The 13,267-nt window shown below is 59.5% G+C and carries 10 protein-coding genes; 4 read left to right on the top strand and 6 right to left on the bottom strand.

What is annotated here, in order from left to right; genetic code table 11:
• Positions 1-6: 6 nt before the first annotated feature.
• From RWL87_RS02035 to RWL87_RS02010, 6 genes are all read right to left on the bottom strand, one after another.
• Positions 7-1,764 (bottom strand): DUF885 domain-containing protein, encoded by a 1,758-nt coding sequence (locus tag RWL87_RS02035; RefSeq protein ID WP_313968728.1) that lies wholly within the window; start codon positions 1,762-1,764, stop codon positions 7-9.
• A gap of 232 nt (positions 1,765-1,996) precedes the next feature.
• Positions 1,997-4,441 (bottom strand): restriction endonuclease, encoded by a 2,445-nt coding sequence (locus RWL87_RS02030; protein WP_049355055.1) that lies wholly within the window; start codon positions 4,439-4,441, stop codon positions 1,997-1,999.
• A gap of 462 nt (positions 4,442-4,903) precedes the next feature.
• Complete coding sequence (locus RWL87_RS02025; protein ID WP_313968727.1) at positions 4,904-5,992, bottom strand: restriction endonuclease; 1,089 nt, start codon at positions 5,990-5,992, stop codon at positions 4,904-4,906.
• Positions 5,993-6,289: 297 nt separating this feature from the next.
• Positions 6,290-6,691: an acyl-CoA carboxylase subunit epsilon gene (locus RWL87_RS02020; RefSeq protein WP_399534055.1), complete on the bottom strand. Its 402-nt coding sequence runs from the start codon at positions 6,689-6,691 to the stop codon at positions 6,290-6,292.
• Positions 6,692-6,762: 71 nt separating this feature from the next.
• Positions 6,763-8,364: an acyl-CoA carboxylase subunit beta gene (locus tag RWL87_RS02015; RefSeq protein ID WP_313968725.1), complete on the bottom strand. Its 1,602-nt coding sequence runs from the start codon at positions 8,362-8,364 to the stop codon at positions 6,763-6,765.
• A gap of 316 nt (positions 8,365-8,680) precedes the next feature.
• Entirely contained in the window at positions 8,681-8,962 is a 282-nt protein-coding gene (locus tag RWL87_RS02010; protein ID WP_313968724.1) for a YciI family protein, read from the bottom strand.
• A gap of 232 nt (positions 8,963-9,194) precedes the next feature.
• Between RWL87_RS02010 and RWL87_RS02005 the strand changes: the two genes are divergently transcribed.
• From RWL87_RS02005 to RWL87_RS01990, 4 genes are all read left to right on the top strand, one after another.
• Positions 9,195-10,124: a biotin--[acetyl-CoA-carboxylase] ligase gene (locus tag RWL87_RS02005; protein WP_313968723.1), complete on the top strand. Its 930-nt coding sequence runs from the start codon at positions 9,195-9,197 to the stop codon at positions 10,122-10,124.
• Positions 10,125-10,232: 108 nt separating this feature from the next.
• A complete protein-coding gene (locus RWL87_RS02000) occupies positions 10,233-10,721 on the top strand; it encodes a glucose ABC transporter permease (RefSeq protein WP_313968722.1) in 489 nt (162 codons plus the stop codon).
• Between the two features lie 324 nt (positions 10,722-11,045).
• Complete coding sequence (locus tag RWL87_RS01995) at positions 11,046-12,197, top strand: adenylate/guanylate cyclase domain-containing protein (protein ID WP_313968721.1); 1,152 nt, start codon at positions 11,046-11,048, stop codon at positions 12,195-12,197.
• Positions 12,194-13,087, top strand: a complete 894-nt coding sequence (locus tag RWL87_RS01990; RefSeq protein WP_313968720.1) for a protein phosphatase 2C domain-containing protein — start codon at positions 12,194-12,196, stop codon at positions 13,085-13,087. The genes RWL87_RS01995 and RWL87_RS01990 overlap by 4 nt, the downstream gene beginning before the upstream one ends.
• Positions 13,088-13,267 lie beyond the last annotated feature (180 nt).

The following is a 13,267-nucleotide window of genomic DNA, read 5'->3' as shown; positions in this document are numbered from 1 at the left end:
TAGAGGCTACTCGTCGTCCTCATCGTCGTCATCCTCAGTATCCAGAGGAAGCATCATCTCATCGGTCAGGGCGCGGCGCAGAGTGTCCAGACCCACCGAACCGAGCAGAAGCGCACGGGTGTGGAATGCACGCATGTCATCGCCGCGGCGCACAGCCTGATCACGCAGCTCCAGCCAGAGGCGCTCGCCAATCTTGTAGCTCGGTGCCTGACCCGGCCAACCCAGGTAACGCAGGAACTCGAAACGCAGGTGGCCCTCGGACTCGTCCAGGTTCAGCTTCAAGAACTCGTAACCCAGCTCAGAAGTCCAGATGGTGCCCGGCTCAACGCCCAGCTGCTCAGCCCACTCATCGGGAATCGGCATCTCGCAGTGAACACCAATATCGAAGACCACGCGGGCGGCGCGCATACGCTGAGCATTCAGCATGCCCATGCGGTCACCCGGATCCTTCAGGTAGCCCAGCTCCTCCATGAGGCGCTCGGCATACAGTGCCCAGCCCTCACCGTGACCGGACACCCACAGCATGTTCGTGCGCCAGGAGTTCATGGTGCCCTGCAGAGCCGTAGCAATCGCAATCTGCAGGTGGTGGCCCGGAACGCCCTCGTGGTACACGGTGGAGGTTTCACGCCAGGTAGTGAACGTATTCTCACCCTCGGGAACCGACCACCACATGCGGCCCGGACGCGAGAAATCAGGGGAGGGGCCGGTGTAGTAAATACCGCCCTCGTTCGTCGGCGCAATGCAACACTCAATACGGCGCATGGGGCCGCCAATCTCGAAGTGGCTACCCGCCAGGTTCTCCACAGCGGCGTCAGCGAGCTTCTGCATCCACGCCTTCAGCTCATCGGTGCCGTGCAGCTGACGTGCCGGGTCCTCATCGAGCAGCTGCTTCGCGCGCTCAATGCTTGCGCCCGGCTCAATCTCCTCGGCAACCTCACGCTGACGAGCGATAATGCTCTCCAGCTCCTTCACGCCCCAAGCGTAGGTTTCGTCCAGGTCAATGGTGGTGCCCAGGAACGAACGGGAGTGCAGGCTGTACGCCTTACGGCCCACAGCATCGCGGGAAGGCGCGACCGGCTGCAGCTTCTCCACCAGGTAGCTGTTGAGGCGGCGGTAGCCTTCCTTCGCAGCCTCGGCACCTGCGGCAGCCTCGTCCTTCAGGGCGGGGACAGCCTCGGCGACCTCAGCCGCCAAATCGTCAAAGAAACCACCCGGAGCGTAGTACGCGGCGGTCTGCTCAATGACAATATCCACCTGGCGGCGCGGGGCGACCTTGCCCTCTTCACGAGCCGCCTCGAGGGTCTGGATGTAGCCCTCCAGAGCCTCGGTGACGCGGTGCATACGACCGACAATATGCTCCCAATCCTGCTGGGTGTTGCGCTTCATCAGGTCGAAGACCGAACGCACTTCCTGCGGTACGGACGCAATATTGTTCAGCTGCCAGCCGCCAAAACCAGCCTTGTGCTGCTTGCGGTACAGGCTCAGACGCTCCTGCAGAGCATCCAGGGTGACCAGGTCAACGTCATCAATAGGCAGGACGTTATCAACCTTCTTGAGGGTCTTCTTCGCAAGGCGCGCGAAAGCCTTCTCGCCGGCGGGCGAGTAATCGGGGTACAGGGTCTCTACGCCCTTACGACCAAGCTCGGTTGCATGGACGGGGTTCAGGTCGAGGACCTTTTCAAAGTATTCGTTAGCAATCTGATCGACGTCGGTCAGCGAGCGCTTCAATCGGTAGATGCTGGGAAGTTCCTGGTAAGTGCTCATGTTCATATCCTAACGCAGGGGTGTGCCTTCAACCACGATTTTCGGTGATTTAGCTCGCTTAAACCGGCAATATTACGGGCTGAGAAGCACCGAATGCGACAAAAAGGGCACACCTGTGGACAACTCCCAGGGGCGGATGCGCGAAAACGCCCCGGCTTTCTCCCTCCGAACGTGCAGGAAAGAGAAAACCGGGGCGTGCCCAAGATGGGCTACAAGCTACTAGCAGGGGAGGCTAGCCGGCGAAGTATTCGCCGTTCAGCTCCAGCAGACCGTTCGCACCCTCGACCACGCCGAGGCGGTGCGCAATGAGGCGGTCCTGCAGCTCATCACCTGACACCAAGTCCACCAGAATGTTCGGGTACTTGGTCGAGCAGCGGATGAACTCGTCGTACGCCTCATCGCTGAACGGGGCGTTCGTAATGAAGGTGCCGAGCTGGCCGCCGCGGGCGTGAATCGCCAGGAAGAACGCGGTAATGTCCTGCGGCTGAACGCCGGCGGACAGTACGCCGTTAGATGCCGGACGCAGAGTACGAACGTAGAACGCTCGCTCTTTTTCGCCGGTGGCGGGGGTAGCCACGCCGTCCACACCCCGAGCCTCCAGAGCCTCCACGGTGTAGCCGCGCATCAGGAACAGGTCGAAACCAATGCTGCGGAAACGCTCTTCAGACACCTGCGCCAGGGCGGGTGCCAGAGCCTCGCGGCGGAAGACCTGACGGTAACGCTTCAGAGCCTCACGCACCTGAGCGGCAGCAACCTGCAGCGCGGTCGAGGGCTCAGCAGCAGAAACAGCAGGAGCGGAAACAACCGGCTGAACGGGAGCCACAACGGGTGCAGAAACAGCGGGCGCAGCCGGCTCAACAACCGGAGCCGCGGAAACAACCGGCGCAGCCGCCGGAACCTCAGCGGGAGCCTGCGTAGCAGCCGCCACCGGCGAACCAGCCGGACGCGCCAACAGCGCCGGAGAAGCACCCGGTACCGGAGCCAACGGCTCACGACCCTCACGGGCCGCCAGACGAGCCTGACGCTCCGCGGCACGCGCCTCCTTGGCAGCCTGAAGAGCCTCCTCACGAGCCTGCAGTTCAGCGGCAATATCCTGAGGCAGCTTGTGCTTGAGCGATTGGGGCGGCAGCGGCGCCATGCGGGCGGTCACCGCCTCCGGAGCGCCCTCCGGGAAACGCTTGAGCAGTTCCTTACCCGCCTCGCTCAGCTCGTAACGCTCCGGGTTCTTGCGGGAAGTACGACCGGTACCCTCACGCAGAGCGTTCAGGTAGCGCTCGCCCTTCAGCACGTGCATCGCCACCGAATAGCGGTTACGTAGACGCGGGGTCAGCTTGTAGCGGTGCGGCGCGACCTCACCCTGCAGGTACGGGATGTCCAGGGCGATCTTCAGCTCATCGTAAATGTCGTAGTAGGAGATGCGCGGGTTCTCCTCCACGAGCTTCAGAATCGGGTACAGCAGCTGATGCGGGTACGGCAGAGCATCCACAGCGGCAGGATCCAGCAGAGCCGAAGCCACCAGCTTCTGAACGCTCGGCTCAGCCATCTGCGCCAGGGTGGGCGCAAACGCGGAACCCAGCGAGTAGACGGTCTCACGCTCGGACAGGTAGTGGTGCGCGGTCAGCACATCGTAGATGTAATCCTGCGCGTCAATCTGCACAAAATAGGGGTTCGAGGACGCCTGCTGAATACGCTCGTCGCGGTCAAAGACCTGCTCCAGGCTCGGAAGGCTCAGCTCCACATCGGCGCCGTGGTCGTTGAGAGTATCGAGCAGAAGCACGCCCATGTGGGTCAGCAGAGCGTCGGTTGCGGCAATATCCTCAGCGGTAATCGAGGTGCCCTCATCCTTCACCAACGCCAGCACGGAGCTCAGCTCGCTCGCCGGCACGCCGGTCTCCTCATGACGAGCCACCAGCTCCTTCGCAGACGGGGACAGCGAGTACAGAGTCAGCGGCGAATCCGTGTGCTCGTGAATGGTCTTGGTGCGCAGGTAGCCCTCACGGGTCAGCAGGCTCAATGCCTGAGCAATCACCGGCTCAACAATGCGCTGCTCCAGGTACGACAGACCGTACCAACCCTGCACGAAACCGCACTCGCGCAGCACCAGCTCACGAATCTTCACGGGAGCCGCCGCGGGGTAGGACGGGGTAACGCTCAGGACGATGGGCAGAAGCTCACGCACCGTAATGTGCGAGAGCAGAACCGGGTAGAACTGCTTCAAGTAGTAGAGGTACACGCCGCTGAGGAGGGGCAGAACCGGCAAGAGAGCCTGAGCCTGTTGCTCCTTCGGGGTACCCAACAGCTCGCGGCCAGCCTCGCTCAGAGTGTAGTGCAGATTGCCCGGATGCAGCTGGCTGAGGGACACCTCAAGATAATCAGCGTTGACCAGCGCCGCAATCAGCTTATTAAGCGCCTCACGGAAGAGGACATTGTCACCCACAGCGATGAAACGCTGAGTCATATTGAAACCCAGGTCTACGCCAACCGGGGTGTACATATCGGGGAAGAAAACCTTCTCGCCACGATCCTGCGCGCGCTCAAAATGGCGGAGCAGAGAGAAAGCCGCCGCAACGCTGAGAGTGCGTGCTTCCTCGGGTAGAGCCTCCCACGAGGTTTCCTGCTGCAAAGAGTGCAATTCGGAATGATCGATATGGAGCATTGTTTTATTCACAAAAGCCACGCCGGGCTCCTTATCTAGTGTTATTTATCGTGCAGGCGTTCTTCATGAAGTGCAGTCATTTGAGCGGGAAAATAATCACGAAAGTGAGCGGCACCATCTTTATTTTTGGGCCGGCACTTTGAAATCCCGCTGTGAAGAGAAGCAAGGTAGGTAGTTTTTTCTCAACCCGTCCCGCTTACGCACCGTCTTCTATGACGCGCACTCAGAAAGAACGCTATAAATTGGGGTGAAGTGTCTAGACCGTCACGGGTATATACACTTCGTGAAATAATGCGAAGAATATATAACGCACTACCTTCTCATTGTATCGGCTGGTTCGAGAAATAACCTAGATTTCTAAAACCAGCCGATATATGAAAAATATCCTCATGGAAAAGTGAAAATACATTTAGTGAAATAACGTGGGAATGTGCAAAGAGCAGAGACGTTCAGAGTGAAACGCTCACCCCAAAATACCCCCGGCTACTCCATGCCGCGGGCAAAATACTCCTCGTCAATGCGATAACCGCACTCGCCCTCACCATCAAGCACGCCCACACGGTGACGAATCATCAGCTCCACCAGCTGATGCTGATCAACCAGAGCAATATTGCGTGCCCCCGGCAAACCCTGCAAATACTCAGGCACCGGCTGCGCAAAAGCACCGCAAGTCACCAAAACACCCTGCAAACCGCCGTGCAGAAGCACCGCACCGGCAAGCTTCTGAATCTCGTTAGGAGTGACCTTCATGGTTCCGCAATAGTGCTTCACCTGAATATAAATCGGCGCGAAATCCAGGCCGTCAGAGTAGCGGGCAATCACATCCACACCCTTATCGTCGGCACCGCCGGTTACCTCGGTACTAAAACCAAGAGCCGTAAAAATATCGGCAACAATCTGCTCAAAATATTCCGGAGTCACCGCGTGAATATGCTGAATTAAATCCTGCGTAAAGTGCTCAGCAAATTCCGCCTGAGCATGAATAACCGGTGAATCGCTGGCACGCAAAATAATATCCATAGGAGACTGACCCACGGGCCAGGTCTCGGCAGTACCCGCAGAATTCAACGCATGTGCAAGATGCTCCGCACCGGTTGCCTTATGGGCGGAGGTGGTTTCCCCGGTATCGGTAGCAGGGAGGAACGGCTCCATACCGGTGATTGCATCACCATCAGAAGCACCAAAAATGAGACGATGCTCCGCCTCCGCAGTCGCCAGGAGTGCATTCGCCTGCTTCTTGAGCTTCTTCGTCGTCCTCGCCGTCAAACTCTGAGCACACAGAGCCTGCACCTGCTTCACTACACGCGGCGGCACCGAACCGTGCAGATGCGGGGTGCAGGTCAGCTCGGCGCCCAGGGGAGTGAGCAGATACTTCCTCTTCTCCCACGGGGTCAGACGAGGCATCAACTGGGCATAGCGAAGCGCCACCAAGATTTTCAAGGTGGTACGTACAGCCACCGCAAAATCGGTGGACTCAAGATCAGGAAGGTTCTTCTTCGACCCCAACGCCTTAGTCTGCTGCCGCAACTGCTCACTAACATAGGCTGCGGTGCGAGGTACAGTCTTCGACAAGCGCCGTAGCGTCGGCAACAGAAGCGCGATATAGACATCCGGTGGGGGCCTATGGTTTTTATTCAGCATCTTTGCCATGGTCCCTGCCAATTTATTAACACTAATGTGATGGTATATACATCGTAGCATCAGTACGTATCATCATGACTTTATCGTTTCTAATATGACAAAACCGAAAGAATCAGCGCATTAGATGTTGAATAACGCAATATAAATCTTGAATTTGAGGCAAAACAATAAATTCCCGCCGCACCAGCCGGTGCAACGGGAATTTACTATTCAGATGAACCACCCACACTACATGGGGCGGGCACGCCTCCACGAACCGGGACCCGGACGCAACGAAGCACCCAGACGCTGGCGACGGTTCAGCAGACGCGATGCCGCACCCACCAGCGAGTTCTGCTCCTGCTTCGCGGCGCTCGCCTGCATCATCGCCACAACGGCGGTCAGCGCGGCAATCTCCTCCGGAGTGGGGGAGCCCTTGACCACCTTCAGCAGCGGCTCCTGTTCAGCGTCAGTATCTACCGAAGATTGAACGGGTTCCTTCGTTGCGCTGGATGCGGTAGCCGAGCGCGCAGAAGAACGGGCAGAAGAACGAGCGGAGCTACGCTCAAGCTGCTCGGAACCCTCAGCGGACTCCGAACTATCCTTCTTCTTACCGAACGAGAAATAACTCAGCGGATTGTAGCCTGCCAAAGGCACGCCTCCTTAGAAACCTAAAATCATGCGAAGGCCCGCACCACAAACGGTGCGGGCACAACGGAAGCCTACAGCGGGATGTTACCGTGCTTCTTCGCCGGGGTAGCCGCACGCTTATCGTGCAGGGCGCGCAGCGAAGAAATGATGCGCACGCGAGTCTCGCTCGGGGCGATGACCTCGTCAATGTAGCCCAGCTCAGCAGCCTGGTACGGGTTCAGCAGCTCTTCCTCGTACTTGGCAATCAGCTCAGCGCGGCGAGCCTCAACGTCGCCGCCCTCAGCCGCCAGCGCAGCCAGCTCGCGACGGTACAGAATGTTCACCGCACCCTGCGCACCCATCACGCCAATCTGCGCGGTGGGCCACGCCAGGTTAATGTCGGCGCCCAGCTTCTTCGAACCCATCACAATGTACGCGCCACCGTACGCCTTGCGGGTAATGACGGTGACCAGTGGAACGGTCGCCTCCGCGTAAGCGTAAAGCAGCTTAGCGCCGCGGCGAATAATGCCGTTGAACTCCTGATCGGTGCCGGGCAGGAAGCCGGGAACATCCACAAAAGTCAGAATCGGAATGTTGAACGCATCGCAATTGCGCACGAAGCGGGCGGCCTTCTCGGATGCCGAAATGTCCAGGCAACCAGCGAACTGCATCGGCTGGTTCGCCACAATACCGACCGTGCGGCCCTCGACGCGGGCGTAACCAATCATCACGTTCGGGGCGTACAGCGCCTGCATCTCCAGGAAGTGACCGTCATCCACCACGGACTCAATGACCGCGCGCATGTCATAAGGCTGGTTCGCCGAATCCGGAATCAGGGTGTCCAGATCCAGATCGTCCACGGTCACCACGGGCTCCTGGTCGTGCTCCAGGGGCAGGGGCTCAGCAAGGTTGTTCGAGGGCAGGAACTCCAGAAGCTCACGCACAAAGTCGAACGCGTCTTCCTCATCCTCAGCCAGGTAGGTGCTGGTGCCGGTCACAGAGTTGTGCTGACGCGCGCCACCGAGGGTCTCCATGTCCACGTCCTCGCCGGTCACGGTCTTAATGACGTCCGGGCCGGTAATGAACATGTGCGAGGTCTTATCCACCATGATGATGTAGTCAGTCAGAGCGGGGGAGTACGCGGCACCGCCAGCGCAGGGGCCCATAATGACCGAAATCTGCGGAACCACACCGGATGCGCGCACGTTCATGCGGAAAATATCGGCAAACATCGCCAGGGAAGCCACGCCCTCCTGAATACGGGCGCCACCACCGTCGTTAATGCCGATGACCGGGCAGCCGTTCTTCAGCGCGAACTTCTGCACCTTCACGATCTTCTCGCCGTTCACCTGCGAGAGGGAGCCACCGTACACGGTAAAATCCTGCGAGTACACGGCGACCAGACGGCCATCCACGGTGCCGTAACCGGACACCAGGCCGTCACCCAGAGGCTTCTTCGCCTCCATACCGAACGCGGTGGTGCGGTGGCGGGCGAGGGCATCAAACTCAACGAAAGAACCCTCGTCCAGAAGCATTTCGATGCGCTCGCGGGCGGTGTTCTTGCCGCGTGCGTGCTGCTTCTCGATAGCTGCCTCACCGCTGGGCGCGAAGCTGCGCTCTCGACGTGCATAAAAATCAGCGAGCTTACCGGCGGTGGTGCTCAAATCAAATTCCTGCTGGAGGTTCTCGGACATTATTCCTCGTTCCTGCTCCACCCGATTGTCGGGAGCCAGTGGTTGCGGTGATGGTTGTTCAGAAGGCCCTGAAGAGCACTCTTGAACAATGTGCATATCCCTCAACTATAGTGCGAACTAGGGCACACATGCCAGGCGAGAAGCCAGAATATCAACACTAGATACACTTTTATGCACCCAGCACCCAAGAAGGTGCATACAGTGAACGAAAAGCGCGAAAGAACCGCTCAAAAGAGCACAGAAAACCCCCTTCCGTCTCGGCAAGCCATGCCGGCGAAAAGGGGGTTTTGTTCAAGCTTTCAACGTGAAATGACGCTTAGATGGTGCCCAGAACCGGGTTCCACTCGGTCACGGTGTGGGACAGAACCGCGCCGCCAACGTTCATCGGGTCGTTAGCCACGATCTTCTCAGCAACCTCAGCGGAGTCAACCTTTGCAATCAGCAGGGCGCCAGTGGGGGTCTCGCCATCCAGCAGGGGACCGGACACGATCAGGTTGCCCGCCTCAATCTGCGAACCAAGGTACTCGCGGTGAGCCGGGCGGTACTTCGCCTGCTCCTCGGGAGCTGCGTAAACGTAAGTAATTGCGTAATAAGCCATAACGGTCTTCTTTCGAGCAGGGCGGAGGAACCTCCGCAGCCGGTCGGTGCTTGATGCACCCTCATTGTCTAATGTACCGTCTCGGGTGCCGGGTGGGCATCACCGGCGGCAAGAAATTGATATGGTGAGAAATCAACGTGGCTCGACTGAAATCCGCAGGTTTCGGTGACGAGCGGCCATAGTGCAGAGTAGTTTCGGACAGGATAGAAAGGTGCAGGCTATGGAGAAGAATATGAACACCCAGAGTGATCATTCGGTTTTGGATGCGCCGCGCATCCGCACCGTGGCGCTGGATGCGGGCTACTCCAGCGTGAACCTCTACGACGAAGTGGACTCCACCACCACCCGCGCCCGCGAGCTACTCATGGGCGGCACCGACCCCGAACGCGAACAGCTCGGCGAGCTCTCCGTCTACGCCAGCCTCTACCAAAGCGCCGGACGCGGCCGCCTCGCCCGAGCCTGGACCGCGCCTCCCGGGGCGTGCCTTGCCGCGAGCATTGTGGTGCGCCCGCACGTCTCCACCGACCCGCTGACCCGAGAGCTCCCCGAAGACAGTTACCACTGGCTGACCCTCATCGCCGGGCTCAGCGTGGTTGATATTTGGCGCAGCTACGGCGTGGATGCGGCCCTCAAATGGCCCAACGACGTCATCGCGCAGGGTGCTAAGGGATGCGGAATCCTCGCCCAGCTTGTACCCGAAAGCGGCTCCACCGAGGGGCAGCGCAGCATCATCGTGGGCATCGGTCAGAACACGAATATGTCCGCCGAACAGCTGCCCGTACCCACCGCCACCAGCCTGAGCCTGTGCACCGGTGCCGCGGTCGACTCCTCCGAGGTGCTCACCCGACTACTGAGCATCTTCGCTCGACGCTACCGCGCCTTCGTGCGCGCCGGTGGCGACCCGGAACGCCCCGACCCGCTCAACCCGGAGAGCCTCAGCCTGCTCGATCAGGCGCGCGACGCCACCGCCACCCTCGGCGCCAGCGTGCGCATGAGCCTACCCGACGGAAGCACCGTAGAAGGCGTTGCCGAAGACCTCGACGCGCAGGGGCGCATCCTCATTCGCCGCGAGGATGGCACGCTAGAACCCTACGCGGTGGGCGATATTGAGCACCTTCGCCCCGCCAACGGTAGCTACGGAGATTTTCAGCAGGCACACTAGAACCAACCCCTAAAAATTCAGTCCGGCACGGCTGCATTCAACGAACCCGCACCACCTCAACCGGCGACCCCAGCCGGAACACACCAACCAGCACAGCTAAGGAACACCATGCGTTTGCGCGGAAAACTCAACCCCGGTGAGCATGTCATCATTGCGACCCGCCAGCACTACGGTGCCCTGCTGCCCACGCTTGCCTACCTGCTGGTTGCTATTGCCGCCTCAACCTTCGCCTCCACGGCACGGTCCTCACCGATTCTGTGGACTCTCGGCATGCTCTGCGCGGTAGGTACCCTGGTCGGTGCCGTGCGTACCGCTTGGCGTTGGGCAACCACTTACTACCTGCTGACCACACACCGGCTCGTGGTGCGCCGCGGCGTGATGACCCGCAGCGGAGACGAATCCCTCTACCTGGATTCCATGGGGGAGCGTTGGGCAAAACAGCGCGGCCCGGGTGCCTGGCTGGGCTACGGTTCGGTGTATGTGGTCTGCCGCGGGGTGCATCACCGCCTAACCTATGTGCCCGACCCGAAGCGCTTTGAGAAAGAAATTAAAGCCGCCCGACGCGACTACTACGCCCTGCGCGCTCGCTATATTTAGGGCTTCATCGCCTCTGTCACCGACCCGGGCGGGAACTGTCGGGTCGGCTCAGAGCCTAAACCCGCCGCTAAATCTGCCGAAAAAATGCGGATTAGAGTATTCTTAAATGTGAATTACTCCACTAAACTATCCTGGGGTGCGGGCGCTTTTGTGACCCAAACACCACCGCGGAGGGGTATATTAACAAGGCGCTACACGGTGAGCATCATCGCAGCGACGCAATGCGAAACCCGCAGAGCACAACGAGGTACCACGTAACCTAGCGCCACCACGGTATAGACCAGACAGTATTTTCCGGCAGGGATGAAAGGAGCGGCAGCGGCAATGAGCACGGCAGACCGCCACGAACCTGCGCACTCGCCGCAGGACACCGGCGCCACCATGGGCCCCGAAACCCAAATGCTCAACCTCCGAATCCTCCAGAACCTCGCCCAGAACAATATCTATCGAGACGAGGAATCTAAGGCAGGAATCCGAGAGCTCGAAAAATCCCTTCTGGGCCAAGGCCGCCGCTACACTCCCGTACAGGCTGCCGAATACGCCGGAATTCCCCTCGAAACCGCACAGCGCATCTGGCACAACATGGGCTTCCCGACCATCGCCGAGCACGCGCCCTACTTCACTGAAACCGACGTGCAGATGCTCGCCGACCTGCAGAAGCTGGATGAATCCGGCGATATTCGGATGGAGTACGTAGCGTCCCTGGTTCGTGCCGAAGGCCAACTGACCGACCGTACCGTTGCCTGGCAGATTGAGGCGCTGGTGCACAACATTATGGTCACCGAAAACCTCGACGACAATGATGCCCGCCGCAAGCTCCTCAAAGACTTCCCGCGTTACCTCGAGGTTCTCGAGCGTCTGGCGCTGTACGCATACCGCCGTCAGATGTACGCCGGAATCCTGCGCTTGGGACTGCGCGAAAATAACGTGACCACCTCCGGTCTTTCCCGCCTGCCCCTGGTGCGTGGCGTGGGATTCGTGGATCTGGTCTCGTACACCTCTCTGGTACGTAACCTAGACGCGGCGGCTCTTTCTCAGCTCATCAACCACTTTGAGCAGAGTTGCCTGGACGTTATTGCACCCCTGGGTGGTCGCATTATTAAGACTCTCGGTGACGAAGTTTTCTTCCTCACCGAAACCCCGGATGCTATCGCAGAGATTAGCCTGCAGCTCTCCGAAAAGATTGGTGCCGACCCGCAACTGCCGGATGCACGTGTCGCCTTCATCTGGGGTGAGGTTCTGGCTAACCGCGGTGATGTGTACGGCTCCAGCGTGAACCTGGCTGCGCGCCTGGTCTCCCTGGCTGAACCGGGTACCGTGCTGACCGATAATGAGACAGCAAACACGCTCCGACAGGTGGGAAATCGCTACAATCTCACCTCTCAGGGAACACGAAACGTTAGAAGCTTTGGTAACGTAGACCCCGTGGCGGTGACTCGTCGCGTGAACTACACAATGGAGATAGACCTCTCATGACTGAACTGAAACTACGTACCGGTGGTGCAACGCACCGCGGCGCACATCGAGAAAATAACGAAGATTCGATGGTCGTCGCCGGTTCCCTTTGCGTGGTCGCGGACGGCATGGGAGGTCACGAGGCGGGCGAGGTCGCTTCGCGCCTGTGCGTGCGTCAGCTCGCCTACTCGCCCTTCTTCACCATGCCCGGTGGTCGTAGCGAAGAGGAACAGCAGACTTACCTTGAGCGCCTCGCCGCTATTGATGAGGAAGATCCCGCCAAGCGCCGCCGCCGCGCAAACACCCTGCTCAACAATGAGATTGTGGGCACCCTGAACCGTCTGCACGATCTGATTGGTGAAACTAACGAGGAGATTAAGCAGGCGCTTTCCCGCTCCGGCGGTACGACCGTAACCGGTGCCTGGCTGACCCGCATTGGCGACCGTAACCTGTGGGTTGTTTTCAACGTGGGTGACTCCCGAACCTACCGTCTGCTGCGTGAGGAAGAGGGCATTCACCACTCCGCCATGGAGAAGCTGCCCGGTTCCGAGGGTTCTGCATCGCTTGAGCAGGTCACCAGTGACCACTCCGAGGTGCAGTACCTGGTCGATGAAGGACAGATTACCGCCCTGGAGGCGCTGACCCACCCGCGCCGTAACGTGATTACCCGCGCGCTGGGTACCGGCAACTACTGGGAGCCGGACTTCTGGGTTCTGCCCGCCCGCCCTGGTGACCGCCTGATGCTCTGCTCCGATGGTCTCTCCGGTGAGCTTTCGCACGAGTACATGGCGCGCGTGCTTACCTCAATCCGCCACCCGCAGGATGCCGCTGACGTTCTGCAGCACGAGGCTCTGCGTTCGGGCGGACGCGACAACATTACGGTGATTGTTGCCGACGCTGTCGAAGCCTAAACTTCATACCTGACGGTTCACCCCCCCCCGCTTTCTTCGAGCGCTCGATTGAGTGCCTGCAGGAGGCGGGGGTGAACTGTATTCGCGTACAGAAACTAAGGAAGCGCAATCCAGGAAGTAGCTACGGTGTTCTTGCGCCAGCGTTTGCGCTGGCGGAACCCGAGCAATATGACGAGCGAT

The organism is uncultured Rothia sp., assembly GCF_963555405.1.
Taxonomy (GTDB): domain Bacteria; phylum Actinomycetota; class Actinomycetes; order Actinomycetales; family Micrococcaceae; genus Rothia.
The sequence above is the reverse complement of the archived record's forward strand: the minus strand, read 5'-3'. Positions and strand labels throughout refer to the sequence as shown.

Coding starts and splice junctions, on each gene's coding strand:
- RWL87_RS02015 (WP_313968725.1), bottom strand. CDS start 8,364: ATGTCCGAGAACCTCCAGCAGGAATTTGATTTGAGCACCACCGCCGGT.
- RWL87_RS02005 (WP_313968723.1), top strand. CDS start 9,195: ATGAACACCCAGAGTGATCATTCGGTTTTGGATGCGCCGCGCATCCGC.
- RWL87_RS01990 (WP_313968720.1), top strand. CDS start 12,194: ATGACTGAACTGAAACTACGTACCGGTGGTGCAACGCACCGCGGCGCA.
- RWL87_RS02010 (WP_313968724.1), bottom strand. CDS start 8,962: ATGGCTTATTACGCAATTACTTACGTTTACGCAGCTCCCGAGGAGCAG.
- RWL87_RS01995 (WP_313968721.1), top strand. CDS start 11,046: ATGAGCACGGCAGACCGCCACGAACCTGCGCACTCGCCGCAGGACACC.
- RWL87_RS02000 (WP_313968722.1), top strand. CDS start 10,233: ATGCGTTTGCGCGGAAAACTCAACCCCGGTGAGCATGTCATCATTGCG.
- RWL87_RS02035 (WP_313968728.1), bottom strand. CDS start 1,764: ATGAGCACTTACCAGGAACTTCCCAGCATCTACCGATTGAAGCGCTCG.